Source organism: Pseudomonas sp. BS-2016 (assembly GCF_001806145.1).
GTDB classification, from domain to species: Bacteria; Pseudomonadota; Gammaproteobacteria; order Pseudomonadales; family Pseudomonadaceae; genus Aquipseudomonas; species Aquipseudomonas lundensis.
The window spans coordinates 166,608-192,160 of sequence record NZ_MLCT01000015.1 but is presented as its reverse complement, the minus strand read 5'-3'; the positions used below and the strand labels follow the sequence as shown (position 1 = coordinate 192,160).

Annotated in this window: 27 protein-coding genes; 4 read left to right on the top strand and 23 right to left on the bottom strand. The window is 58.4% G+C overall.

From position 1 onward, the window contains the following. Window position 1: 1 nt before the first annotated feature. From BKD70_RS06340 to BKD70_RS06330, 3 genes are read right to left on the bottom strand one after another with little or no spacing between them, the layout of a single operon-like run. Window positions 2-880, bottom strand: a complete 879-nt coding sequence (locus BKD70_RS06340) for a carboxylesterase (RefSeq protein ID WP_047273961.1) — start codon at window positions 878-880, stop codon at window positions 2-4. Then, complete coding sequence (locus tag BKD70_RS06335) at window positions 877-2,271, bottom strand: aspartate aminotransferase family protein (RefSeq protein WP_047273964.1); 1,395 nt, start codon at window positions 2,269-2,271, stop codon at window positions 877-879. Before BKD70_RS06335 ends, BKD70_RS06340 begins: the two co-directional genes overlap by 4 nt. Next, the gene (locus tag BKD70_RS06330; protein ID WP_047273966.1) at window positions 2,264-2,959 is read right to left on the bottom strand and encodes an MtnX-like HAD-IB family phosphatase; all 696 of its coding nucleotides are present in this window, start codon (window positions 2,957-2,959) and stop codon (window positions 2,264-2,266) included. Before BKD70_RS06330 ends, BKD70_RS06335 begins: the two co-directional genes overlap by 8 nt. 227 nt (window positions 2,960-3,186) lie before the next feature. Between BKD70_RS06330 and BKD70_RS06325 the strand changes: the two genes are divergently transcribed. After that, on the top strand, window positions 3,187-3,948 hold the full coding sequence (locus BKD70_RS06325) for a MipA/OmpV family protein (protein ID WP_047273968.1): 762 nt from the start codon (window positions 3,187-3,189) through the stop codon (window positions 3,946-3,948). 28 nt (window positions 3,949-3,976) lie between these two features. Here the strand turns inward: BKD70_RS06325 and BKD70_RS06320 are convergent, their stop codons facing one another. The 14 genes from BKD70_RS06320 to BKD70_RS06255 all read right to left on the bottom strand — a co-directional run bounded on the left by BKD70_RS06320 (window position 3,977) and on the right by BKD70_RS06255 (window position 18,167). Continuing rightward, window positions 3,977-4,396 (bottom strand): EamA family transporter, encoded by a 420-nt coding sequence (locus BKD70_RS06320; protein ID WP_047273970.1) that lies wholly within the window; start codon window positions 4,394-4,396, stop codon window positions 3,977-3,979. 10 nt (window positions 4,397-4,406) lie between these two features. Then, entirely contained in the window at window positions 4,407-4,781 is a 375-nt protein-coding gene (locus BKD70_RS06315; protein ID WP_047273972.1) for a transporter, read from the bottom strand. Then, window positions 4,778-5,698, bottom strand: coding sequence for an arginase (locus BKD70_RS06310; protein ID WP_047274297.1), 921 nt, complete (start codon window positions 5,696-5,698; stop codon window positions 4,778-4,780). Before BKD70_RS06310 ends, BKD70_RS06315 begins: the two co-directional genes overlap by 4 nt. Window positions 5,699-5,811: 113 nt before the next feature. Beyond that, complete coding sequence (locus BKD70_RS06305; protein ID WP_169835823.1) at window positions 5,812-6,138, bottom strand: GlpM family protein; 327 nt, start codon at window positions 6,136-6,138, stop codon at window positions 5,812-5,814. A gap of 8 nt (window positions 6,139-6,146) precedes the next feature. Then, window positions 6,147-7,472 (bottom strand): sigma-54 dependent transcriptional regulator, encoded by a 1,326-nt coding sequence (locus BKD70_RS06300; protein WP_047273976.1) that lies wholly within the window; start codon window positions 7,470-7,472, stop codon window positions 6,147-6,149. Next, complete coding sequence (locus BKD70_RS06295) at window positions 7,469-9,373, bottom strand: ATP-binding protein (RefSeq protein WP_047273978.1); 1,905 nt, start codon at window positions 9,371-9,373, stop codon at window positions 7,469-7,471. The genes BKD70_RS06300 and BKD70_RS06295 overlap by 4 nt, the downstream gene beginning before the upstream one ends. 115 nt (window positions 9,374-9,488) lie before the next feature. Further along, complete coding sequence (locus tag BKD70_RS06290; protein ID WP_047273980.1) at window positions 9,489-10,223, bottom strand: amino acid ABC transporter ATP-binding protein; 735 nt, start codon at window positions 10,221-10,223, stop codon at window positions 9,489-9,491. Further along, the gene (locus BKD70_RS06285; RefSeq protein ID WP_047273982.1) at window positions 10,220-10,894 is read right to left on the bottom strand and encodes an amino acid ABC transporter permease; all 675 of its coding nucleotides are present in this window, start codon (window positions 10,892-10,894) and stop codon (window positions 10,220-10,222) included. The genes BKD70_RS06290 and BKD70_RS06285 overlap by 4 nt, the downstream gene beginning before the upstream one ends. Beyond that, a complete protein-coding gene (locus BKD70_RS06280; RefSeq protein WP_047273983.1) occupies window positions 10,894-11,640 on the bottom strand; it encodes an amino acid ABC transporter permease in 747 nt (248 codons plus the stop codon). The genes BKD70_RS06285 and BKD70_RS06280 overlap by 1 nt, the downstream gene beginning before the upstream one ends. A 195-nt stretch (window positions 11,641-11,835) precedes the next feature. Continuing rightward, entirely contained in the window at window positions 11,836-12,753 is a 918-nt protein-coding gene (locus tag BKD70_RS06275) for a glutamate/aspartate ABC transporter substrate-binding protein (RefSeq protein WP_047273986.1), read from the bottom strand. 308 nt (window positions 12,754-13,061) lie between these two features. Next, window positions 13,062-14,600, bottom strand: coding sequence for a glycerol-3-phosphate dehydrogenase (gene glpD, locus BKD70_RS06270; RefSeq protein WP_047274299.1), 1,539 nt, complete (start codon window positions 14,598-14,600; stop codon window positions 13,062-13,064). Between the two features lie 231 nt (window positions 14,601-14,831). Continuing rightward, a complete protein-coding gene (locus BKD70_RS06265; protein WP_047273988.1) occupies window positions 14,832-15,587 on the bottom strand; it encodes a DeoR family transcriptional regulator in 756 nt (251 codons plus the stop codon). Window positions 15,588-15,722: 135 nt separating this feature from the next. Continuing rightward, window positions 15,723-17,228 (bottom strand): glycerol kinase GlpK, encoded by a 1,506-nt coding sequence (gene glpK, locus BKD70_RS06260; protein WP_047273991.1) that lies wholly within the window; start codon window positions 17,226-17,228, stop codon window positions 15,723-15,725. A gap of 87 nt (window positions 17,229-17,315) precedes the next feature. Further along, entirely contained in the window at window positions 17,316-18,167 is an 852-nt protein-coding gene (locus tag BKD70_RS06255; protein WP_047273992.1) for an MIP/aquaporin family protein, read from the bottom strand. A gap of 393 nt (window positions 18,168-18,560) precedes the next feature. Here BKD70_RS06255 and ybaK point away from each other — a divergent pair, with 393 nt between their 5' ends. Further along, window positions 18,561-19,031, top strand: coding sequence for a Cys-tRNA(Pro) deacylase (ybaK, locus tag BKD70_RS06250; protein WP_047273994.1), 471 nt, complete (start codon window positions 18,561-18,563; stop codon window positions 19,029-19,031). A 44-nt stretch (window positions 19,032-19,075) separates the two neighbouring features. Here the strand turns inward: ybaK and BKD70_RS06245 are convergent, their stop codons facing one another. Beyond that, window positions 19,076-20,185 (bottom strand): ABC transporter ATP-binding protein, encoded by a 1,110-nt coding sequence (locus BKD70_RS06245; RefSeq protein WP_047273996.1) that lies wholly within the window; start codon window positions 20,183-20,185, stop codon window positions 19,076-19,078. Next, the gene (argF, locus tag BKD70_RS06240) at window positions 20,182-21,102 is read right to left on the bottom strand and encodes an ornithine carbamoyltransferase (RefSeq protein WP_047274302.1); all 921 of its coding nucleotides are present in this window, start codon (window positions 21,100-21,102) and stop codon (window positions 20,182-20,184) included. The genes BKD70_RS06245 and argF overlap by 4 nt, the downstream gene beginning before the upstream one ends. A 389-nt stretch (window positions 21,103-21,491) precedes the next feature. On the opposite strand from argF, the gene grxD reads away from it, so the two are divergent. Then, on the top strand, window positions 21,492-21,833 hold the full coding sequence (gene grxD, locus BKD70_RS06235) for a Grx4 family monothiol glutaredoxin (protein ID WP_047273998.1): 342 nt from the start codon (window positions 21,492-21,494) through the stop codon (window positions 21,831-21,833). A 94-nt stretch (window positions 21,834-21,927) separates the two neighbouring features. On the opposite strand, the gene bfr is transcribed toward grxD, so the two are convergent. Further along, the gene (gene bfr / locus BKD70_RS06230; RefSeq protein WP_047274000.1) at window positions 21,928-22,398 is read right to left on the bottom strand and encodes a bacterioferritin; all 471 of its coding nucleotides are present in this window, start codon (window positions 22,396-22,398) and stop codon (window positions 21,928-21,930) included. A gap of 199 nt (window positions 22,399-22,597) precedes the next feature. Further along, window positions 22,598-22,816: a bacterioferritin-associated ferredoxin gene (locus BKD70_RS06225; RefSeq protein WP_047274002.1), complete on the bottom strand. Its 219-nt coding sequence runs from the start codon at window positions 22,814-22,816 to the stop codon at window positions 22,598-22,600. A 277-nt stretch (window positions 22,817-23,093) separates the two neighbouring features. Between BKD70_RS06225 and BKD70_RS06220 the strand changes: the two genes are divergently transcribed. Then, entirely contained in the window at window positions 23,094-23,696 is a 603-nt protein-coding gene (locus tag BKD70_RS06220) for a peroxiredoxin (RefSeq protein ID WP_047274004.1), read from the top strand. 71 nt (window positions 23,697-23,767) lie between these two features. Here the strand turns inward: BKD70_RS06220 and rnt are convergent, their stop codons facing one another. Beyond that, a complete protein-coding gene (gene rnt, locus BKD70_RS06215; RefSeq protein ID WP_047274006.1) occupies window positions 23,768-24,439 on the bottom strand; it encodes a ribonuclease T in 672 nt (223 codons plus the stop codon). Continuing rightward, on the bottom strand, window positions 24,436-25,482 hold the full coding sequence (pyrC, locus tag BKD70_RS06210; protein ID WP_047274008.1) for a dihydroorotase: 1,047 nt from the start codon (window positions 25,480-25,482) through the stop codon (window positions 24,436-24,438). The genes rnt and pyrC overlap by 4 nt, the downstream gene beginning before the upstream one ends. Between the last annotated feature and the right edge of the window lie 71 nt (window positions 25,483-25,553).

Genomic DNA, 25,553 nt, shown 5'->3' with positions numbered 1-25,553 from the left:
GTCAGGCCTGCTGCGCGTACGGCGCGGCGGCCTCTGAATCGGCGCTGTGGTTTCTCACGAAATCAACGCTTAACTCGATCACGCGTCGGTATTGCAAGTCGACGGTAATCATGTGGTAACAGTTGTCGAGCAGCACCTTGGTCACCGGGCCGCCCAGGCGACGTTCGACATAATCGGCATTCCAGCGGCTGGTGATGTCGTCTTCACGGGAATGAATCACCAGCGCGGGCGTCATCACCTTGGGCATGGCGCGTTTGACTGCCGCGATCAGGCGATGCAACTCGCGCACGCTGACGCCCGACATGGTCAACAGCCCGGCATGACTGCTTTCGCCTGCTTTCATCTGGCGTTCAACGATGGCGCGCAAACGCGGGTCTTTGATCCCGTAGGGCGGTGTTTCGTTGAAGCGACACAGGTGCACGCCAAACGGAATCGCCATCAGCAGCGGTGTCAACACCGCCGCTTTTGGCATGTTCCAGCCGTCGTAGCGCAGGGTCGTGGAATACAGCAGCAAGCCCGCGACCTGCCCAGGGTGTTCGGCAGCCAGGTGCATCGACATCACCGCGCCCATGGACAGCCCGCCGACAAACACCTGAGCGTGTTTTTGGCGAATGCCGACAAAGGTGTTGCGGGCGCTGGCGTACCAGTCTTGCCAGCCCGTGGCTTGCAAATCGGCGTTGTCGCCGCAATGCCCGGCCAGCGTCGGGACGTACACCGTACAGCCCTCTTTGGCCAGGCCCATGGCCACCCGACGCAACTCTGTCGGGGTGCCGGTCAGGCCGTGGATTAACAACACCGCGACCTCACCGGTGCCGATCACGAAACCGGCGTCGCCTTCACCCAAGTCGATGGCGCCTGTCAGTGAAACGGCCGCGTTCACCGCTGCATGGCCCGGTGCAGCAGGCGGTCGAGCAGGGCGATGCCGAGGTCGATTTCTGCGTAGCTGATTTCCAGCGACGGGGCCAGGGTGATGACGTTTTTGTAGTAGCCGCCCACGTCCAGAATCAGGCCCAGACGCTTGCCATCGATGTCGATGTCGCCCTTCATGCCTTCTTCCACCATGTAGTCCAGGGTCGCTTTGTCCGGGGTAAAGCCGTCCGGGCCGCAGATTTCGCAGCGCAGCGCCAGCCCCAGGCCGTCCACGTCCCCGATGATCGGGTAGCGCTTTTGCAGGTCTTGCAACCCGGCCAGGAAGTGCTTGCCCTTGGCCATGACCATCGCGCCGTAATCGACTTCGTGGGTCATCTTGAACATCTCCAGGCCCACGGCGGTGCCCAGCGGGTTGGAGGCGAAGGTGGAGTGCGTGGAGCCTGGCGGGAATACCGTCGGGTTGATCAGCTCTTCGCGGGCCCAAATGCCGCCCAGCGGGTTGAGGCCGTTGGTCAATGCTTTGCCGAATACGATCACGTCGGGTTTGACGTCGAAGTGTTCAATCGACCACAGCTTGCCGGTGCGCCAAAAGCCCATCTGGATTTCATCGACCACCATCAAGATGCCGTGCTGATCCAGCACGTGCTTGAGCTCGCTGTAGAAGTTCATCGGGGGAATGACGTAGCCGCCAGTGCCCTGAATCGGCTCGACGTAAAACGCGGCGTATTCGCTCTGGCCGACTTTCGGGTCCCACACGCCGTTGTATTCCGTCTCAAACAAACGGGCGAATTGCTGCACGCAATGGCTGCCGTATTCTTCCTTGGTCATGCCCTTCGGCCCACGGAAGTGGTACGGGAACGGAATAAAGTTGGCGCGCTCGCCAAAGTGGCCATAGCGGCGACGGTAGCGGTAGCTGGACGTGATCGAGGACGCGCCGAGGGTGCGCCCGTGGTAGCCGCCTTCGAACGCGAACATCAGGCTTTTGCCGTTGCTGGCGTTACGCACCACTTTCAACGAGTCTTCGATGGACTGCGAACCGCCCACGTTGAAATGCACACGGCCGTCCAGACCGAATTTGTTTTTGGCATCGACGGCGATGCACTCCGACAGCTCGATTTTGCCCTTGTGCAGGTACTGGCTGGCGATTTGCGGCAGGGTGTCGATTTGCTGTTTCAGCGCGTTGTTCAGGCGCGGGTTGGCGTACCCGAAGTTGACCGCCGAGTACCACATTTGCAGGTCGAGGTAGGCTTGATCTTCGGTGTCCCAAACGTAGGAACCTTCGCAGCGGCTGAAAATACGCGGGGGCTCAATGTAGTGAACGGTGTCGCCGTAAGAGCAGTATTTGGCTTCTTTTTCCAGAAGGATCTGGTCTTCAGGGGTGGCGATTCGGATGTCAGACATGGTTGAAGAGTTCCTGCTGTTCACGAGAAAAGTGGGGGGCGTTGGCGGCATGGTTCGGCAAGCGGGCGAGCAAGGCGGGCAGTTCAGCGAACGAATCGAAGCGCGCGTAAGGAATGCCATTGCGCTCGCAATGGTCGGCCAGGCTGTCCTTGGCAAACACAAAGTCGGCTTTGGCGGCCACGCACATGTCTGAGCGACCGTCACCGATCACCAGCACGCGTTTGCCTGCGGGGGTGGAGGCGCATTTGCAATTACCCGAGGCCGCGCGGCATGCATCGCTGGCGTAGGGGAAATCGATGCGCCAGCTGTGCTGGTCGACCTGACGCAGCCGATTGGCAAGGATCGGCAGCAAGGTCACGTAGTGACGGGCCAGAATCCGTGCGATGCCTTGTTCGATGCCGTCACTGACGACTTCGAGGGAGGCGCCCCGTGCAATGACGTGATCGACGAAATCCGGGAAGTCTGGGTCGATCTCAACGCTGTCGAAATAGGCCAGCAATTGCGCGGGTGACGCGTTGACCAGTGACAGTTGGCGGCTCAGGCATTCCCGCGAGCCAATCTCGCCCTGCACCCATTGCGCTTCAATGGCTTGCCAGCTCGGGTCGGCGAAGCGCTGAAGAATGTTGTCGATGACGTCAGTCCGGGTGATGGTCCCGTCGAAGTCACACACGATATGCCATTGCATCATCTGCGTTGTCCTGTGGAGGAGGTGCGCACAGTGCGCTTGCAACAGGGGATTGCATTGACTGTGCCAACCTGCGCACGCCCGGCGGGCCGGGGCTTTGAGCGAGACGGGGGTTCAGCGGGGGGGTTGAAGCTACAATTTTTGTAGGTTGCTACAAACAACATCAGTGCTTGCGCAGGGTGGGCAAAACAGGGATTGATGCGCGCCTGAACCTCCACGGAACCCCTGAGATGAAAACGCCCTTGCCTGCTGTTTTGCTGTTTGTCCTGTTCGGTTCGGCGGGGGTGTTCGCCGCCGATGGCCCGACTGGCGAAATCGGTGCAGGCGTGGGTTATCAGCCTTATGACCCGAGCGCCAGCCGTTATGAAACCGTGCCGTTGCCGTATGTCGATGTGGAGTGGGGCGATGTCAGCCTGGACACCGAGGATGGCCTGAGCTGGCGTGCGCTCCAGGCGGGCGACTGGACGGTGGGGCCGTTCGTTAACTACCTGCCGGGGCGTGATGCCAACGGCTCGTTGCGTGGTTTGCGCGATGTCTCGGACATGGCCCAACTGGGCGGTTTTGTGCAGTACAGCCCGGCCGAATTCTGGCGGGTGTACGCCAAGCTGGGGCAAGCGGTCGGCGGCGCAGGCGGTCAGGGCGGGGTGCTGGGGCAAGTCGGTGGCGAGTTGGGTTACCCGCTGGGGAGGGGGATTATTGGCAGCAGCCAATTAGCCGCTCATTTTGCAGACGGGCGTCAGACCTCAACGTTTTTTGGTGTCAGCAGCCGTGAAGCGCAAGCGTCAGGCATCGGCGCGTACAAGGCCAGCGGCGGGTTCCAGCAGATCAGCCTGACCCAGAACCTTGAGTTCCCGCTGGCCGCGCACTGGTCGCTGGTGGCCAGTGCCAGCTGGATGCACCTGCTGGGATCGGCCGCAGACAGCAGCATCGTCAAAGAGCGCGGCGAGGTGAACCAGGGCAGCGTGCAGACGGCCATCAGTTATACATTCTGACCCTGCTGCCGCCCTGTGCGCAGGCGGATCAATGCTCAGGTTCTCCGTCGGCCAGCAGGGCGATGCCGATCATGATCACGGCCACACCCACCCAGTGCAGGACACTGATGTGTTCCCCCAGCCCGAGCCACGAGCCGAGCAAGACGCCGACGAACACCAGCGAACTCAACGGGAATGCCAGCGACAAACTGCTGCGGCGCAGAATCAGCATCCACACGAAAAACGCCCCGATGTAGCAGGCAATGGCGACCCACACGCCGGGGTTCATCATCACCGCGTGGAGCCATTGCAGGCTGAAGTCCATCTGTCCCAGTTGGTCGCCGCCCACTTTGGTGGCGATCTGCCCACTGCTTTCCAGCGCAATCAGCAGCGCCCACAGCACAACGGTGCCCAACCGCCCGTGAAGCCAACCGTCTGCGGCAGTGCTCAGGGTGTTTTCAGATTGCATGTTCAACTCCTCAGGTCCCGGCGATGCAGACCAGCATCACGCCAACGGTAATCACCAGTGTGCCCAGCCAGCGGCGCCGACTGACGTGTTCGCCGAGCAGCACGCTGCCAGCGAACACCACGCCGCAATACGCCAGGGCTGCGGCGGGAAACAACAGACTCAAGGGCGCGCGCGACAGCGCTTCCAGCCAGACGAAAAACTCGATCACGTAGGCGGCGATCCCGGCCCACAGCATCGGGGCGTTAAATACTTGTGCCCAGAAGGCATTGAGGCGGAACCCGCCCTCCAGCTCAGGCAAGCGGTCGAGGCCGATTTTGAAACACAGCTGCCCGATCACATCGAGCACGATGGAAAACGCCACCAGCGCAATCACGATCAGGGTCACGGAAAAAGCTCCTCAAACAGTGTGATCAATGCCTCGTTGGTGTGGGCATTGCGCAGCAGGTCCTGCTCGCTCCAACGCTGCGGCGGGGGCTGGTCGGATTTGGCCTCCCAGCGTTTGAGCCAATTGCGGTGCGGGGCCTTGGCAAACTCGCCGCACACGTCGATCCCCAGTACACGTGTGCGTGCGGCCAAGGCGCGGATGGCGTGCAGCAAGTGGGTCAGGCGCATGCCGCCTTGATCCCAGTTGGTGGCGGCGTCTTCGCTGGCCAGCACGTCTTTGTCGATCGTGATCCACACCGCCCCGGTGGGCAGGTCGTCGATCAGGGCGTCGATAAACGCGGGCCAGTCCTCGTCCGCAAGGTTGCGCCAGTGCAGCAGGTTTTCATGTTGCTCATGGCCCGGCCCATCGCCGATGCGGCCCCAGACTTGAGTGGGTGCGTGCTGCCAGGGGAACAGTTGCAAGTGCCCGCGTTGCAGGGCGCCCAGATTGCCGCCCTTGATTTGCGGATTTTCCAGGTCGTCGCTGCACGGGCCCAGGGTGATGATGCGCGCAATGTTGGGCATTTCGAGCGCACGATTGACCCAGGAACCGCAATGGCGCTTGGGCGCCAGGCGCACCCAGTCGGGGTGATTGTCAAAGTGGATCAGGCTGACGGGCTCCGGCAAATCGCTGAGCAATGCCGGGGTCAGGTGGTGATAGTCGCCGGAACCGACAAAGAACAGTTCAGGCCGGTGCGCCGGGCGCGGCGGTCGTTTTTTCAGTTGCTGCTCGAAGCGCCGGTAGGTGCGCACGGTGGACCATAACCGCAGTTGCGGGCCTAGCGCCAGCAGGTCAAGGCGCGTGGCACGGCCATCCAGCAGCCGTTCAGCGATGGCGGGTTGCGCCGTCAGGCTGGAATCGAGATCGAGAATGTTCAACGTCAGCTTTACCCCATTCAATCCCCGCCGGATCAAGCTCGGCGGGCGTTAAGGGGTAAATGCAAGGGACGGGCCAAGGTGTCAGCGAGGTGAGCGGCGCCGCCGGTTTGGGGTCAGTGGAGCCTGACCCAGACGCTGACCAATACGGTTGCGGCCATGAGCCAGGCCACCGCTGCCAGCGCCAGCGAGGCTTCAAGGCGCATGCGGTCGACCAGCACGTACAAGGCCGCCAGGTACACAAAGTAGGGAATGATCGACCACATGCCGAACACGATGGTGGTTTTCAGGTCCTCGATGGACCGGCCTTTGCCCACGATGTAATGCGCGATCAGGGCGAAGGTTGGAAACAGCGGCACCAGCCCGGCAATGTAGTAGTTTCTGGTTTTTGCCAGCATGGCCAGAATGATGACCACGCCTGCCCCGAGGGCTGCTTTTAAAATCAGATCCATCAGTGCGCCAAACCGTATTTTTTAACTTTGTCGAACAGGGTGGTCTTGGCCATGCCCAACTCCTGGCTGGCTTGGGTCAAGTTGCCACCACTGCGTTGCAGGGCGTCGTTGAGCAGGTTGCGCTCGAAGGCTTCCACTGCTTCGGAAAACCCCAGCCCTTGCGCAACACTGCCGCCGGTTTTCTTAAACGCGGGCAGCCCCAGGGCAAAGCGCTCAGCCACGTTACGCAGCTCGCGCACGTTCCCGGGCCAGTCGTGGCTCATGAGGCTGGAGAGGGTCTGGTTGTCCAGCTCGGGTGCGGCGCGGTCGAAGCGCAAGGAGGATTGCTGCAAGAAATATTCGAACAACTGCAGGATGTCTTCGCGGCGCTCGCGCAAAGGCGGCAGTTCGAGGGTGACCACGTTCAGCCGGTAGTACAGGTCGCTGCGAAACTGGTTGGCTTTGCCCAGTTGGTCGAGGTCGGATTTGGTGGCCGCAATCACGCGGCAATCGACATCAATGCTCTGGTTCGAGCCCAGACGTTCGAGTGTGCGTTCCTGCAACACCCGCAGCAGTTTGATTTGCAAGTTCAGGGGCATGCTTTCGACTTCATCGAGAAACAGCGTGCCGCCGTCGGCGTGTTCGATTTTGCCGATCCGCCGTTTTCCCGCCCCCGTGAAGGCATTGGCTTCGTGGCCAAAGATTTCACTTTCGAACAAGTTCTCGGGCAAGCCGCCGCAGTTCAGGGCGACGAACTGTTGGGGGTGGCGTCGACTGAAGTCGTGCAGGCAGCGGGCGACCAGTTCTTTGCCGGTGCCAGTTTCGCCTTCGATCAGCACGTTGGCAGACGTATCAGCAACGTTGGTAATCAGTTCGCGCAAGTGTTGCATGGCGGGCGAGCGCCCGATGATGCGGCCTTCCAGGGAATCGCGCTCCGCCAGTTGCCGACGCAGCGACCACACTTCACGGGCCAGGCTGCGTTGTTCCAGCGCGCGACGCACGACGTCCACCAGGCGCTCGGGGGAAAACGGTTTTTCCATGAAGTCATAGGCCCCATCGCGCATTGCGCCCACGGCCATGGAAATGTCGCCGTGCCCGGTAATCAACACCACGGGCAGGCTGTGGTCGCGGGCCTTGAGGCGTTTGAGCAGTTCGAGGCCATCAATGCCGGGCAGTCGAATATCGCTGATGACGATGCCGGGGAAATTGTCACCCACCAGTGCCAGGGCTTGTTCGGCGCTGCTTACGCCTTCGCTGCGGATGTCTTCCAGGGCCAGCGCCTGCTGGCAACCCAGCAGGACATGGGGGTCGTCTTCGACAATCAGGACGCTTAATTCAGGGTTCATAGCGGCTCGGCCTTAACGGGTTGCAGCAACGGTAATAAAAGGACAAACGCAACACCACCGCTGGCCGGGAATTCAACGCTCAGGCTGCCACCGGCGGCGGCCGCGAGGCTGGCTGACAGGGTCAGGCCGAGCCCGAGCCCTTGCTCGCCGGGTTTGGTGGTGAAGAACGGTTCAAACAGGTGCTTGCGGGTTTCGGGGTCAATGCCCGGGCCGTTGTCGCGCACTTGCAGGCGATATTTGCCTTCGCTGACAGCGCCTTCGAGCCACACGTGCGGCGGCGTGCTTTGGCCCTGCATGGCATCAAGCGCGTTGCCGATCAGGTTGATCAGGATTTGCTCGAGCCGCGTCTGGTCAATTTTCAAATGGGCGTCGCTGAAATCACGCTGCACGCTTGCGCCCGACGCTTCCAGCCGGGCATCGAGCAGTTGCAAGGCGGCGTCTACGGCGTGGCTCAGGCTGGCATGACCATCGTCGTCGCCGCGCCGCGCAAATGAGCGCAGGTTGGCGGTGATACGGCCCATGCGGTCCACCAGGTTGTTGATGGTGCCGAGGTTTTCAGCCGCCACTTTCAAGTCGCCACGCTCCAGGAACCGGACCGTGTTGCCCGAGAGCGTGCGCAAGGCGGCCAAGGGCTGGTTGAGTTCGTGGGCAATGCTGGTGGACATTTGCCCGATCGCAGCAAGTTTGCCAGCCTGCACCAGTTCGTCCTGGGCGCGGCGCAGGGTGTCTTCGGCCTGACGCCGTTCGCGTATCTGCCCTTTGAGGCGTTCGTTACTGGCGCGCAGGTGGGTGGTGCGTTCGGTGATTTTCCGTTCCAGCTGATTGTTGGCTTCTTGCAGGGCTTCGCGTGCGGCCAGCCGGGTGGCAATCACCTTGCGCCGCTCGTTCCACGCGATGAGCAGGAAGGCCAGCAGGGCAAAACCGACCGCCACCAGCATGCCCTGATTCGCCGCCTCGCGACGCAGGTCTTGCAGGGGGGTGAGCAGGGTGATGTCCCACGGTGTGTCGTTGAGGTTGCGCGTTTGCGCCAGGTAGCTGACTTGCTGATGATCGGTGATGACTTCGCTGTTGGTGGCGAAGGTGACTTTCTCGACGCCTTCGGCCAACTGTTCGCGCTGCAACGGTTGCAGCTCGTTGAGCGGCCACCAGTAGTACTGAAGGCTGCGCGCGAGTTTTTCTTTGGTGTCGGCCGAAAGCGGTCTGACTGATTTCAGGCGCCGGGTAGGGTCGCTGGACAAGATGATGATGCCGTTCTCATCGCTGACGTAGGCTTCAAGCCGTGCCCGCTGCCAGCGTTCTTCCAGGGCTTCCAGGCGCACTTTAATGACCGCGACGCCGATGATTTTGCCTTGTTCTTCCAGACCGTGGGCCAGGTAGTAACCGGGCTCGCCGCTGGTACTGCCGATGCCGTAGAAGCGCCCCGGTTGGCCGCGTACGGCGTCTTGAAAGTACGCCCGAAAGGACAGGTCTTCACCCAGGTAGCTGTCGGCATCTCGCCAGTTGCTGGTGGCCAGCACCCGCCCCGTGGTGTCGAGGACATAGATGGCGCGGCTGCGGCTGCGGCGGTTGAGGCCTTCTAGGTATTGATTGACGGTGTTGCGGTTTTGCAAATTCGGGTCGGCCAACAGCTTCGATACGCTGGACTCAAGCTCCAGCAAGCTGGGCAGGTAGGTGTATTTGCCGAGTTCACTTTCGACGGTGCGGGCGTGCAGCTCCAGCTGGCGTTCACCGTTTTCGCTGAGGGCGCGGATACCGAAATGCTCGCTGACGCGATAGCCCGCGTACCCGAGGCCGATAGTCAGCAGGATAATCAGGGGCGGCAACAGCCAATGGCGCAGCAGACGAGGTTTCACGGCAAGTGAGGGCGGGGCACCGCGATAAAGTGTGGGGTCGCATTTCATCACAGATGCCTTGGGTCAACCACTGCGCAATAAAGAGGTGGCCAATGCTGTAACCGGGCGCAGGCTGCGCCCGGTTACAGGCGTGTGGCGAACACCCTGACGGGTGGTTGAGTTATCAGTGCTGCAGGATCTTGCCCAAGAAGTCCTGAGCGCGTTGCGAGCGGGCGCTCACATCGCCAAAGAACTCATCTTTCTGACAGTCTTCGACGATTTTGCCCTGATCCATGAAGATGACCCGGTCGGCCACTTTGCGGGCAAAGCCCATTTCATGGGTGACGCACATCATGGTCATGCCTTCGTGGGCCAGTTGCACCATCACGTCGAGCACTTCGTTGACCATTTCCGGGTCGAGGGCTGAAGTGGGTTCGTCAAACAGCATGACAATCGGGTCCATCGCCAGCGCACGGGCAATCGCCACACGCTGTTGCTGGCCGCCCGACAGTTGGCCAGGGTGTTTGTGGGCGTGGGCCGACAAGCCCACGCGTTCCAGCAACTCAAGGCCTTTTTTGGTGGCTTCGGCTTTGCTGCGCCCCAGTACCTTGACCTGAGCAATGGTCAGGTTTTCGGTGATGGTCATGTGCGGGAACAGTTCGAAATGCTGGAACACCATGCCCACGCGCGAACGCAATTTCGGCAGGTTGGTTTTAGGGTCGGCTATCGAAATGCCGTCCACTACGATGTCGCCTTTCTGGAACGGTTCAAGGGCGTTGACGCACTTGATCAGGGTCGACTTGCCGGAGCCCGATGGCCCGCAGACCACCACCACTTCACCTTTTTTGACTTCAGTACTGCAATCGGTCAGTACCTGAAAGTCCCCGTACCACTTGTTGATGTTCTTGATCGAGATCATACGGCAAACCTTTTTTGCAGACGCTTGACCAGCAGCGAGGCGGAAAAGCTGATGATGAAATACACCAGACCGGCGAAGATCAGGAACTCATTGGAGCGGCCGATGATATCGCCGCTTGAGCGCGAGGCATTGAGGAAGTCCACAAGGCCTACGGTGTAAACCAGCGAGGTGTCCTGGAACAGGATGATGCTTTGTTGCAGCAGCAGCGGGGTCATTTTGCGGAATGCCTGAGGCAGGATGATCAGGCGCATGGCCTGGCCGTAACTCATGCCCAGCGCTTTGGCGGCGCCCATCTGGCCTTTAGGAATGGCTTGTACGCCCGCTCGCACGATCTCGCAGAAGTACGCCGCTTCGAACATGACGAATGCCACCAGGCACGACTCGAAGGCGCCGATCGGGGTGTCTTCACCCGTGATCCAGCGCAGCACGAAGGGAACGGCCAGGTAGAACCAGGTGATGACCAGCAGCAACGGAATCGAGCGGAAGTAGTTGACGTAGGCGCCCGCCAGATTGGACAGCCACTTGCTTGAAGACAGGCGCATGAGGGCCAAAACGGTCCCCAGCGCTACGCCGCCGATCACGCCCATCACCATCAGCTTGAGGGTCATGATCATGCCGTTCCACAGGCCCGGCAGGGCAGGGACGATCCCGCTGAAATCAAAGAAGTCCATTATTTGCCCCCCAGAGACATGAGGCCGGGTACGGCGACTTTCTTCTCGATCAGGCGCATGAGCAACATCAGGCTCATGTTCAAGGTGAAGTAAATCAACGTGGCCAATGTGAAGGCTTCAAACAGGTTGGCTGAGAATTCGGCTGTCTGTTTGGTTTGCGCCAGCAGTTCCATCAAACCGATCAACGAGGCCACCGACGAGTTCTTGAACACGTTGAGGAATTCGGAGGTGAGGGGCGGAATGATGATCCGGTACGCCTGCGGCAGCAGCACGTGCCAGTAAATCTGCGTCATGCTGAAACCCATGGCGCGAGCGGCTGACTCCTGACCGCGGGGCAGCGCTTCGATACCGGTACGCACTTGTTCGCACACCCGGGCGGCGGTGAACAGGCCCAGGCACACCACGACGCTCAGATAAGCCGAGGTGGTCGGGTTGAGGTCTTGCTTGTACCACTCCTGCAAGTCCGGCGGCAGCAGATCGGGCACCAGGAAGTACCAGATGAACAACTGCACCAGCAGCGGTACGTTACGGAAGATTTCAACGTAAAGGGTGGCGATGCCGGCGATGAAGCGGTTCGGCAGGGTGCGCATCACGCCCAGCAGCGAACCCAGCATCAAGGCAACGATCCAGGCGACGACAGCGATCGCGATGGTCCAGCCCAAGCCCGAAATAAACCAGTCGAGATACGTCTCGCTGCCTACGCCGGTGGACTTGAAAAACACGGTCCAGTCCCAGTTGTAATTCATGCAGGGTCTCCCCTCAGATGGTTCTAGTCACAAGCACTTGCTTCAGGGAATCCGTTCTCACCTGACACGATCGTCAGGCACACGCTCCCCGCTCGACAACCGGCGGGTCGAGTGCTCTCTAATGCAGTCAGTAGCGAGTACAGCGGGTGATCAAGGCTACCGGGCGCGATTATTCACGCCCGGTAGTAACCGGCATCAGGCTTTTGGCTTGTCGTCAGCAGGCTTATCGGTAGGGTTTGCGATCAGCGCTTTTAGCTCGTCGCTCATCGGGAACTGCAGGTTCAGCCCCTTAGGCGGGATTGGCTGCTGGAACCACTTGTCGTAGATCTTGTTGATTTCGCCAGACTTGTAGGTCGCAACGATGGCGTCATCCACGGCCTTTTTGAAGTCAGGATCGCCTTTGCGCATCATGCAACCGTAGATTTCGTACGATTGAGGCGTACCGGTTACAGCCCAGTCAGTGGGCTTCTTGGCCTTGGCCATTTCACCGGCGAGCAGGGCGTCGTCCATCATGAATGCGACGGCGCGGCCCGATTCGAGCATGTTGAACGCTTCACCGTGGTCTTTTGCCGAGATCACGTTCATGCCCATCTGCTTGTCGGCGTTCATGGCCTTGAGAATGCGCTCGGAAGTGGTCCCGGCGGTGGTCACGACGTTTTTGCCTTTCAGGTCAGCGAAATCTTTGTATGGCGAGTCTTTTTTGGACAGCAGACGGGTACCGATTTCGAAGATGCCGACCGAGAAGTCGACTTGCTGGGCGCGTTCGGCGTTGTTGGTGGTAGAGCCACATTCAACGTCGACGGTGCCGTTCTGTACGAGCGGGATGCGGGTCTGGGAGGTGACCAGGTTGTACTTGACCTTGAGGTCCGGCATGTCGAGCTGTTTTTTCAGGCCTTCGACAATTGCCAGTTGCACATCGTGGGAGTAACCCACCGGTTTACCGGAAGCGTCCGCGATGTAGGAGAACGGGATGGAGGAGTCACGATGCCCAAGGGTGATGGTGCCGGATTCTTTGATTTTCTTCAGTGTGCCGGTCAATTCGGCTGCAAAAACTGGAGTGCTAATCAGGGCTGCAGTAATGGCTGCGGCCAAAAGTTGCGGGACGATGCGCATCGGTGGTTCCTCGACATTGTTTTTTTTATTGAGCCAGTTCACTGGACCCTTTATGTACTTCGAACAACTCAACAGGCTAAGGCTGTTTAAGCAGTCGGCCCAGAGTGTAGAGCATGAGTCGTGCCAGATCCTGTTAATAAAGCTAACACTTTGATTTATATGGGATTATAGGTTTGTTGCAGGCAGGCGTGAACATGCGGTTGCCCGGAAAGCCGAACTTGTATGAAGGACCGCGTTCGGAAATCCGAATGATTAGGGCGCGCGGGGATAAAAAAACGCCCACATCGAGGTGGGCGTTAAAGGGAGAGTTAAGCGGCTTCTACCTTGCGGTGTTTGAGGTTCAGGCTGGCCATGTAGTGGGCCAGGTGTTGCTGTTCTTCGGCGGTGGTGAACAACCCCAGCTTGGTGCGGCGCCACAGGATGTCCTGAGCGTCCAGGGCCCATTCCTGACTGCACAGGTAGTCAACTTCGCGGCTGTATAAGCCGCTGCCAATGTGCTCACCCATATCTTCCAGGCCTTGAGCGCCTTCCAGCAGCGTCCAGGCGCGGTTGCCATACGTAATGGCCCAGCGCTTGGCGATAGCGGCATCCAGCCAGCTGTGTTTACTGACCAAGGCTGCGCTAAGTGCCGCCGGGGTGGTCATGTCTTCGCCACCGGGCAAGGTAGCGGCTGCCGTCCAGCTGGGTTTGATCTGGGGGAAGAACGGAGTCAGTTGAGCCATCGCCGACTCTGCCAGTTTGCGGTAGGTGGTCAGCTTGCCGCCAAACACCGACAACAAAGGTGCTTCGCCCGGCGCCCCAGATAAAGCCAGCGTGTAGTCACGGGTTACGGCGGACGGATTGTCGGACTCGTCATTGCACAGCGGACGCACCCCGGAGTAAGTGCGCAGGATATTGTCGCGGCTCAACTGCTTTTTGAAGTGAGCGTTGACCACATTCAGCAGGTAATCCGTTTCTTGCTCAGTGATGCTGACCTTGGCCGGGTCGCCTGTGTATTCGCGATCAGTGGTGCCGATGATGGTGAACTGATCCATGTACGGAATGGTGAACACGATGCGCTGGTCTTCGTTCTGCAGAATGAACGCGTTCGGCGCGTCATACAGCTTCGGCACGATCAAGTGACTGCCCTGGATCAGGCGGATGCCGTAAGGCGAGTCCAGTTTCAGGTCGTCCTTGATGAACTTGGCCACCCACGGGCCGGCGGCATTGACCAGTGCTTTGCTGCGAATTGAGAACAGGCTGCCGTCAGCGCGTTCCAGGTTCAGTTCCCACAGGCCTTTGCTACGACGCGCACCGACGCAACGGGTCTGGGTGTGGACATGAGCGCCTTTTTCACGCGCAGCCATGGCATTGAGTACGACAAGGCGTGCGTCATCAACCCAGCAGTCCGAGTATTCGAAACCTTTGGTGATTTCCGCTTTTAGCGGGCTGTCGGCGCCAAATTTGACGCTGGTTGAGCCGGCCAATTTTTCGCGTTTGCCCAGATGGTCATACAGGAACAGGCCGGCACGGATCATCCAGCCCGGACGCAGGTGCGGGCGGTGTGGCAATACAAAGCGCATCGGTTTGACGATGTGCGGGGCTTTGGCCAACAGCACTTCACGCTCGGCCAAGGCTTCACGCACCAGACGAAACTCGTAATGTTCCAGATAGCGCAGGCCGCCGTGGATCAGCTTGCTGCTGGCTGAGGACGTGTGGCTGGCGAGGTCATCCTTTTCGCAGAGAAACACTGACAGGCCACGGCCAGCAGCGTCTGCGGCGATGCCGACACCGTTAATTCCGCCGCCAATCACGGCAACGTCGTAAACCTCGGCAAGAGGCGTGGCAGGCAAGGTGGTGTGCGACATGAAGGAGCCTCGCGTTGAATACGCATATTTGAATTCGAACATTAATGTTCATTTTCGAAAATGGTAGCGGATAAACACGCGCACAGCCAGCCTGCTTCGATTGAAAAAACTCATCGAAGACCGGCTAAAGGAAGAATTTCGAACATTTACGATGGGTGGGCAGGTCAGGACTGACCCGCGAAGCGCCCGAGCGGCTCGGCCAGCGCGAGCCCCGATCCTGCGTAGGAGGGGTTAAACCACTTCGAGGCGGATTTTGTTCTGTGCCAACAACTGCGCCAGCTCCGGGACAGGCGGTTGGTCGGTGACCAGGCAATCAATCAGGGTGATGGGCCCCAAGCGCACCATGGCATTGCGACCAAATTTGCTGGAGTCCGCCGCCAGAATGGTCTGTCGGGCATTGGCAATAATGGCTTGGGATACGCGCACTTCTTGATAGTCGAAATCCAACAAACTGCCGTCAGAATCAATACCGCTGATGCCCACCAAGGCGTAGTCAAACTTGAACTGATTAATGAAGTCGACGCTGGCCTGGCCGACGATGCCGCCATCACGGCGCACGTTGCCCCCTGCAATCAGTACTTCGAAGTCGTCCTTTGCGCTCAGGATCGAGGCAACGTGCAAGTTGTTGGTGATGATTTTCAGGTGGTTGTGATTGAGCAGTGCCCGGGCAATGGACTCGGTGGTCGTCCCGATATTGATAAAAATAGAGGCGTGGTCAGGTATCTGGGCGGCAATGGCTTCGCCAATGCGGCGTTTTTCATCGCGCATCTGATCGGCGCGCATGGCGTAGGCGGTGTTTTCTACGCTGGAGTCATACGCCGCACCACCGTGATAGCGGCGCAACAAATCGGCTTCTGCCAACTGGTTGATATCGCGACGAATGGTCTGGGGCGTGACAACGAATAACTGCGCCATTTCCTCGATGCTGACATAGCCGCGCTCGCGAACGAGTTCGAGGATCTGCTGCTGGCGTGGAGGCAGATTCATGGAGTTTCCTTTGGGCGGCGAAGCAAATTCGACCATGATGCCGCAGGAAAGCGCCGTCTGCTACTCGCAGGTGAGAGCAAGCCAGCATGCAGCAGCCAGCGCGTGAAGCGCCAACTGCTGTATTTAGCGTGGGACTTAGTTGTTTTCTTCGTGGGGTTCCCAGTCGCGGGTACGGCTCACGGCCTTTTTCCAGCCAGCGTAGAGTTTCTCTTTGCTGGCTTCTTCAAGGGTGGGTTCGAACTCGCGTTCAATCACGGCCTTGCCGCGCAACTCGTCCAGGCTGCTCCAGAATCCGCACGCAAGACCCGCCAGATAGGCCGCACCCAGCGCAGTGGTTTCGCGCATTTGTGGACGTTCGACCATGGTCCCCAGAATGTCAGCCTGAAATTGCATCAGGAAGTTGTTGGCCACAGCACCACCGTCCACGCGCAGGGCTTTGAGGCGTTCGCCGGAGTCCTGCTGCATCGCGTCCAGCACATCGCGGGTTTGGTAGGCAATGGACTCAAGTGCTGCACGAATGATGTGATCAACGCGTACGCCACGGGTCAGGCCGAACAGGGCGCCCCGTGCATACGGGTCCCAATACGGTGCGCCAAGACCGGTAAAGGCGGGTACCAGGTACACGCCATTGCTGTCTTTGACCTTGCTGGCGAAGTACTCGGTGTCGTGGGCGTCGTTGATGATCTTCAATTCGTCGCGCAACCACTGCACGGTTGAACCACCGTTGAATACGGCGCCTTCCAGCGCATACGCCACTTCGCCACGGGGGCCGCAGGCGATGGTGGTCAGCATGCCGTGGGTGGACTTGACCGCGTTGGTGCCGGTGTTCATCAGCAGGAAGCAACCGGTGCCGTAGGTGTTTTTGGCCTGGCCCGGCTCAACGCACATTTGGCCAAACAGCGCGGCTTGTTGGTCGCCCGCGATGCCGCCAATGGCGATGCCGCTTTTGGTGCGGCCATAGATCTCGGAGGACGATTTCACCTCCGGCAGCATTTCACGCGGGATGTCCAGGATGTCCAGCATCTTCGCGTCCCACTCCAGCGTGTGGATGTTGAAGAGCATGGTGCGCGAGGCGTTGGTGTAGTCGGTGACGTGGGTTTTGCCGCCGGTAAATTTCCAGATCAGCCAGCTGTCGACAGTGCCGAACAGCAGTTCGCCTTTGCGGGCGCGTTCGCGGCTGCCATCAACGTTGTCGAGGATCCACTTCAGCTTGGTGCCGGAGAAGTACGGGTCAGTCACCAGGCCCGTGGTTTCGCTGATGTAGTGTTCGTGGCCGTCGCGCTTGAGCTGTTCGCAGATTTCAGTGCTGCGTCGGCACTGCCAGACGATGGCGTTATAGATCGGACGGCCGCTGACCTTGTCCCACACCACGGTTGTTTCACGCTGGTTGGTGATACCGATGGCGGCGACTTGGTCGTGATGCAAGCCGGCCTGCGCCAGGGCTTCTACCATCACCGCGCTTTGGGTCGCGAAGATCTCCATCGGGTCGTGCTCGACCCAGCCTGCTTGCGGGTAATGCTGCTGGAACTCGCGTTGGGCGGTACAGACCACGTTTGCGTCACGGTCAAAGATGATCGCTCGCGAACTGGTGGTGCCTTGGTCCAACGCAATGATGTAGTTCTTATTCTGAATGTCGGTCATGGGATTGCCTTGCAGAATGAAGTAATGGGTTCAGGGCGCGAGAAGATAACGGGCAGAGTCTCGTGCGCCCCGTTTCATAAGTCGATATCAGGACGCTTGGGTTTTCACTTCAGCGCTTGCTTGGGCATCCGTTGCCACAGGTTCGACGGCAGGCAGGTGGCGGGCAATCATCCCGCGGTAAATGGCTGCGCCGAGGCAAGCACCCACGATGGGTGCAAAGATTGGAACCAGGAAATAAGGAATATCGCGCGCGCCGGTGAACGAAACTTCACCCCAGCCCGCAAAGAAAGTCATCAGCTTAGGCCCGAAATCACGCGCAGGGTTCATTGCAAAACCGGTCAACGGGCCCATCGAACTGCCAATGACGGCAATCAGCAGGCCGATCAGTAAAGGCGCCATTGCCCCGCGTGGCAGACCATTTTTGTCGTCTGTCAGGGCCATGATGACGCCCATGAGGATGGCGGTAATCACCACTTCCACGAGAAAGGCTTGCAGCGTCGACAAGGATGGATGCGGGTATGTCGAGAAAACAGACGCCAGTTCCAGGCTCTCTTTACTGCCCCGCACCATTTGATGGGCTTGTTCGTAATCGAAGAACAGGTTGCTGTACAGCGTGTACACCAGTGCAGCGGCGCAAAACGCCCCCGCGACCTGCGCGAGGATATAGAACGGCAGTTTGCGTTTTTCAAAGTCGGTGAACAGGCACAGCGCAATACTGACGGCCGGGTTCAGGTGAGCACCTGACACGCCCGCCGTGAGGTAAATCGCCATGCTCACGCCAATGCCCCAGATGATGCTGATCTCCCACAAGCCGAAGCTTGCGCCCGCGACCTTGAGCGCCGCGACACAACCGGTACCAAAGAAAATGAGAAGTGCGGTACCGAGAAACTCGGCCATACACTGGCCTGAAAGCGTGGGGTGCTGCGATGCAGTCGTCATGTGTAAAACCTCGTTTTTGTTGTTTTTTGACGTCGTCAGTCAGGTGGCAGTGGAGCTGCACACATACCGGGAATGGCTTATCCCGGTTTTTCGTGTGCGGGTAAATAGGAACATAATTTTGGCAGATATATTCAGAATCGAAAAAATATAGACAAGAAACACTGCTGTCAAAGGTCGAAAGTGAACGACCATTCACATTCTGACTTTTGCCGGATGTTTTGGTATTGGTTTTTCTGTAAGCAAAGACTACAAATTGGTAGGGATGGATGTAACGATTCAGCGCCCAGTTCATATGAAAGTCATATGGAACGCCCGTTCCAGCGCGTCTTGAGGCCCGAATTGCCCTAGAATCCACCCACTCAAGTGTGCCATCACCGAACGACAGGAATGCTCATGACCCCTGCACTGGACCTGCTGAAAAAAGTTCGCGCCGAACATCGGATACACAGCTATGAACATGACCCCAAAGCGGCGTCATACGGCCATGAGGCGGCGGAAAAGCTTGGCCTGGCGCCCGCTCAGGTGTTCAAGACGTTGTTGGCCAGCAGTGAAAAGGGTGAATTATTGGTGGCTGTCGTACCGGTCGTCGGAAGTCTTGACCTAAAAGCGCTGGCACATGCCGCCGGAGTGAAAAAAGCCGAAATGGCAGACCCGGCAGCGGCGCAGCGCTCGACCGGCTATTTGTTGGGCGGGATCAGCCCGCTGGGGCAGAAGAAGCGCTTGCGTACCTTTATAGACAGCAGCGCTGAAGGTTTTGAGACGATTTATGTGAGCGCCGGGCGACGCGGGCTGGAGGTCGAATTGGCGCCCTCAGTGCTGGCAGAGCAGACGCGGGCGACCTTTGCGAATATTGGGCGGGTTTGAAGCACAGGCGACGCGGGCGTTACGTCGCTTGTGCTTCACCTGGTTCAGTGAGCGCTGCTCAAACGTCTTACACCTGAGTCGGTGTGGGGGATTTGCGCAGCGGTGCTGCCGCTGGTTTGAAACATCACCAGGTGCTCAGCCGCCACACGGATGCCAACTTCTGCGCCTGGAAGATGATCGACGTGGCTTGGAAAGATGGATTCCAGCTGACTGCCGGTCGGTAGTTGCAAGCGATACAGCGTCGATGCGCCGAGGAAGGTCTTGCCGATGATTCTGGCTTTCAGGTCGCTGTCCGGCGCATAGACGATATCGTCGGGGCGCAGCAGCACGTCGACGGCGCCGCCCGTTGGCCATGTGTAGGCGCGGTTGCCCTGCAGGACGCCAAGCTCTGTTTGCACCGACTCCGGGCTCAGTAACTGGCCGCGAATAAAGTAACCCTGACCAATGAAGCTCGCCACATAAGGGGTCAGCGGTTCGTGGTAGAGGTTGTAAGGCGTATCCCACTGTTCCAACCGGCCCTCTTTGAACACGCCAACGTGGTCACTAACAGCGAAGGCTTCTTCCTGATCGTGTGTCACCAGAATCGCGCTGGTGCCGCGGGCTTTCAAAATATCCCGCACTTCGTGGCTCAGCTTGCGACGTAACTCGCCATCCAGATTGGAGAACGGCTCGTCCAGCAGAAGCAACTGTGGCTCAGGCGCCAAGGCGCGCGCTAGCGCCACACGTTGCTGCTGGCCACCCGAAAGCTCATGGGGGAAACGCTTGCCGAGGTTTTTCAGGTTGACCAGTTCGAGCAGTTCTTCAGTGATACGGTCTTTGTTCGGCAGTTTGCGAATACCAAATGCAATGTTGTCGGCCACGCTGAGATGAGGGAAAAGTGCGTAGTCCTGAAACACCATGCCTATGCGACGTTTCTCCGGCGCGAGGGTGAAGCCTGCGCTGGAGATGATTTCGCCGCCCAGCTGGATTTCACCTTGATGCACAGGTTCAAAGCCTGCGATTGCACGCAGGGTGGTGGTCTTGCCGCAGCCTGAAGAGCCCAGCAGGCAACCGATGTCGCCGGCGTTGAGGTGCAGGTTGAGGTTTTGCACAACGCTCTGGCCCTGATAGCCACAGGCCAGATCACGAAGGTTCAGCAGAAGAGGTTGACTCATGCGTGGTGGTACGCCGGTTGTACAAGGAATTCGAGCAGCGCTTTTTGCGCGTGCAAACGGTTTTCAGCCTGGTCCCACGCAACAGAGCGGGGATCGTCCAGCAGGTCTTCGCTGATTTCTTCCCCGCGGTGCGCGGGTAAGCAGTGCATGAACAGCACATCGTCGGCCGCCAGATCCAGCAGTGCCTTGTTGACCTGATAAGGCGCGAACTGCTTCAGACGCTTGGCGGTTTCTTCTTCCTGACCCATGGAGGTCCAGACGTCGGTACTGATCAGGTGGGCGCCGGTTACTGCGTCTTGCGGGGCGCGTACGATGGTGACGCGTTCGCCTGCCTGGGCCACGAACTCGGGGTTCGGTTCATAGCCTTCCGGGCAGGCGATGCGCAGTTGGAAGTCGAACTGGATGGCTGCTTCTATATAGCTGTTGCACATGTTGTTGCCGTCCCCGATCCAAGCCACGGTCTTGCCTTTGATCGAGCCGCGGTGTTCTAGAAACGTTTGCATGTCGGCCAGCAGTTGGCACGGGTGCAGATCGTCTGACAGACCATTGATCACTGGTACGCGAGAATTGGCTGCGAATTCGGTCAGGGTGCTGTGGGCGAAGGTACGGATCATCACGGCATCCAGCATGCGTGACATGACGATTGCGCAGTCGCCGATGGGTTCGCCGCGCCCCAGTTGGGTGTCACGCGGCGACAGGAAGATCGCCTGGCCGCCGAGCTGGATCATGCCCGCTTCAAAGGACAAACGGGTGCGGGTGGACGATTTTTCGAAAATCATGCCCAGTACACGGTTTTTCAGCGGTTCGAAAAGCACGCCGCGATTGCGCAGGTCCTTGAGCTCGATGCCTCGACGAATCACGCTGCTAAGCTCTTCGGGCGTGCAATCCATCAGGGAGAGAAAGTGCCTTGCGCTCATCATTAACTACCTTCTTTTGCAACGACTGCAGATGCTCAAAGCCAGGTTTTTCAGAAAAACGGGCGAGACCTGCGGCGTTAGCCGCACGTGGCGACGAAATAGGGGAAGGCGCGATCTTATAAGGAAATGTCGCGTCTTGCCAATAAGGGTGTTGTTTGGGAGGTTTCAGGCGCTGTGTACGCGGCATAAGCGCGTGCACTGTAAGCACTAATGGGTGGATTACCTGCCCTCAGCGACCCATTTGTACACTGCCCTGCCATGGGTTGGCAATTGATGGGCAGCAGATGCAGACTATTGTCGGTGGGGGAGACCGAGCGTGGTGCCTGGGTTTCCGTTACAATGCGCCACCGTGCCGACAACTGAGTCGGAAAGTTCAGCCGAGGTGCTCCATGGATATCATCGAAACGATCAAAGAACAGATTGCCAACAACACCATTCTGCTCTACATGAAAGGCTCACCGAATGCCCCGCAGTGCGGCTTTTCGGCCAAAGCTGCTCAGGCCGTAATGGGCTGTGGTGAAAAGTTCGCTTACGTGGACATCCTGCAGAACCCAGAGATTCGTGCCAATTTGCCCAAGTACGCTAACTGGCCGACCTTCCCGCAACTGTGGGTAGGTGGCGAGCTGGTGGGCGGCAGCGACATCATGGCGGAGATGTTTGCCAATGGTGAGCTGCAAACCCTGATCAAGGATGCCGCCGCTAAAGCCGCAGCCGCCAAGACCGAAGCCTAAGGGTCTTTGCGCGCGAGTTTGAATAAATTAGCGCGCATTAAAAACCCCGCCACTGTTTAGACAGGGCGGGGTTTTTTATTGGCTGAGGTTTGGTTTATTCACCCATCTGCGATTGCAGATAGTTCTCAAGACCCACTTTATCAATCAGGCCAAGCTGAGTTTCCAGCCAGTCAATATGTTCTTCTTCAGACTCCAGAATGTCTTCTAGAAGTTCTCGGCTACCAAAGTCGCCCACAACTTCGCAGTGTGCGATGGCTGCTTTCAGATCGGCATGGCCGGTGCGCTCAATGCGCAGGTCGCACTCAAGCATCTCCTTGGTGTGCTCGCCGATGTGCAGCTTGCCCAGGTCCTGCACGTTAGGCAGGCCTTCCAGGAAGAGAATGCGTTTGATCAGCTTATCCGCGTGTTTCATCTCATCGATGGACTCGTGGTATTCGTGAGCACCCAACTTTTCCAGGCCCCAATCTTGATACATGCGCGCATGCAAGAAGTACTGATTGATTGCGACCAGCTCGTTGCCGAGAATTTTGTTGAGGTGCTGAATGACTGAAATGTCGCCTTTCATCGCGAGGGCCTGCCTTAATGATCTGTATATGCGCAAGAGTTTGATCTGCACACTTACACCTGTCAAACCTAAGTATTTGAATAATAAATGAAAATTAATCGGAATAAGAATGTTTGTATTCCGCGTCTAGGCCCTAAGCACTTGAATTAAAGGCATAAAAAAACCGGACATCATGTCCGGTTCTCTTTAAATGGCTACATCAGGCGACTGAAAATTCTGCCGGGTAACTCATGGCTGCCTGGCTGGCTTGCAGGGAAGACAGGGTTTCGCGCACCACTTGCTTGGCCAGACACGCACATTTGCCACATTGACTGGCAACACCGGTCGCTTCGCGAACTTCACGGTAGCTGCAGCAACCTTCATAGATTGCGTCTCGGATTTTTCCATCAGTGACGCCAGTGCAGAGGCAAACGTACATAAATAAGAACCATCGCTGGTTGGGATTCAATGCGAAGGATCTTAATGTTAACGAGAATGATTGTCAAAGCAACTTAGGTCTCGATTGCAGGTTTAATTCCTGATGCTGACGAACGGTGCCACGCCTAACCCGGGTGGCTTTAAAAAAGGGGGGAGGCCGGACCCGACGAGCGGTGTATGATGGCCGATCTTTTTTCATGCGCGAGCTGATTGTTAACCGTGTCATTACCCATGACTGGCCAGCTCCCGTTTACCACGCTGCACATCAGGAGATATCCATGAGCGTACTCGTAGGCAAACAAGCCCCTGACTTCACCGTCGCCGCCGTTCTGGGCAATGGCGAAATCGTTGATAGCTTTACGCTGTCCACCGCGATCAAAGGCAAATACGGCCTGGTGTTCTTCTACCCGCTGGACTTCACATTCGTTTGCCCGTCCGAGCTGATTGCTCTGGACCACCGCATTCCTGAGTTCAAAGCCCGTAACGTAGAAGTGGTGGCAGTCTCCATCGACTCTCACTTCACCCATAACGCATGGCGCAACACGCCGGTAAACAACGGCGGTATCGGTCAGGTGCAATACACCATGGCAGCCGATATGAAGCACGAAATCTGCAAAGCCTACGATGTTGAATCTGAGGGCGGCGTCGCTTTCCGTGGCGCATTCCTGATCGATGACAAGGGCATCGTTCGTTCGCAGATCGTGAATGACCTGCCTCTGGGCCGCAACATGGACGAGCTGCTGCGTCTGGTTGACGCCCTGCAATTCCACGAAGAGCACGGCGAAGTGTGCCCTGCGAACTGGAAAAAAGGCGACAAAGGCATGACGGCTTCCACCGCGGGCGTAGCGGCTTACCTGTCCGAAAATGCTGACAAGCTGTAAGCGTCGGTTGAGGGCATAAAAAAACCGGACGTTATGTCCGGTTTTTTTATGCAGGAGAGAAAGTCCCGGACTCAGTCGTCGAAATCTTTCCAACCGCCCATTTGCTTCCAGCTGTTGACGATGCCACAGAACAGCTCTGCTGTTTTTTCGGTGTCATAACGCGCCGAATGCGCTTCCCGCCCATCGAAGTCGATGTCAGCAGCCTGACAGGCTTTGGCGAGTACAGTCTGGCCGTACGCCAGGCCAGCCAGTGTGGCGGTGTCGAAGCTCGAGAACGGATGGAACGGGTTGCGTTTCATGTCCAGTCGAGCAACGGCAGCGTTCAGGAAGCCGAGATCAAAACTGCTGTTATGGCCAACCAGGATGGCGCGTTTGCAGCCATTGGCTTTCAAGGCTTTGCGCACACCGCGGAAGATGTCAGTCAGGGCTGTTTCTTCGCTGACAGCCATGCGCAACGGGTGATCCAGCTTGATACCGGTGAACTCCAGCGCAGCCGGTTCAATGTTGGCGCCTTCGAACGGTTCCACGCGGTGGAAATAGGTGTGTTCAGGGAACACGAAGCCTTTCTCGTCCATGCCGATCGTGACCGCTGCGATTTCCAGCAATGCATCGGTTGAGCTGTTGAAACCGCCGGTTTCAACATCGATTACCACTGGCAGGTAACCGCGAAAGCGCTCAGCCATGGGGTGACGTGGGCCGCCATGCCCGCCTTCATGTTCATCGTCGAAATGGTCGTCACTCACAGCTGTTCCTCCAGCAGGCGCCAGCGCAGTTTTTCACCGGCGCGCAGCGGGATTACGGTCAGCTCACCGAACGGCAGGCTGGTTGGGGCAGTCCACTCCTGGCGAACCAGTGTGATGTGTTCGGTGCTGGGTGCCAGTCCGTAGAAGCGAGGTCCGTTGAGGCTGGCAAAAGCCTCCAGCTTGTCCAGCGCATTACGCTGTTCAAAGGCTTCGGCGTACAACTCGATAGCTGCGTAGGAGGTGTAGCAACCGGCGCAGCCACAGGCCGCTTCTTTGGCGTGCTGGGCATGCGGTGCGGAGTCGGTCCCCAGGAAGAACTTCTCGCTACCGCTGGTTGCTGCATCGAGCAGGGCATGCTGATGAGTATTGCGCTTCAGGATCGGCAAGCAATAGAAGTGCGGGCGTATCCCCCCCACCAGCATATGGTTGCGGTTGTAAAGCAGGTGATGAGCAGTAATCGTTGCGGCGACTTGACTGGACGCTTCGTTGACGAACTGCACGGCATCCGCAGTGGTGATGTGTTCGAACACCACTTTGAGCGTCGGAAAACGCTCTACAACACGGCGCATGTGCTCGTCGATGAAGATTTTCTCGCGATCAAATACATCCACATCGGTGCGTGTCACTTCGCCGTGAATCAGCAAGGGCATACCGACTTCAGCCATGGTTTCCAGCACCGGGAAAATAGCGTCAATACTGGTGACGCCAGAGTCGGAGTTGGTCGTTGCGCCTGCAGGATATAACTTTGCAGCGTGTACGAAGCCACTGGATTTGGCTGTGCGAATGTCTTCAGGCTGCGTGCGATCGGTCAGATAGAGCACCATCAGCGGCTCGAAGCGGCTACCCGCAGGGCGAGCGGCCAAAATGCGCTGGCGATAGGCATCAGCTTCGGCTGCGTTACGCACCGGAGGCACCAGGTTGGGCATGATGATGGCGCGGCCAAAAGTGCGCGCTACATCCGCGACAGTGTGAGGCAACACAGCACCATCTCGAAGATGTATGTGCCAGTCATCGGGACGCAGAAGGGTCAGGCGGTCGGACATTGGGGATTCCAGGCGGGTCAAACTGAGGCGAATCCTACCGGAAAACACTCAGTCAGGCACTCGCTATCAAG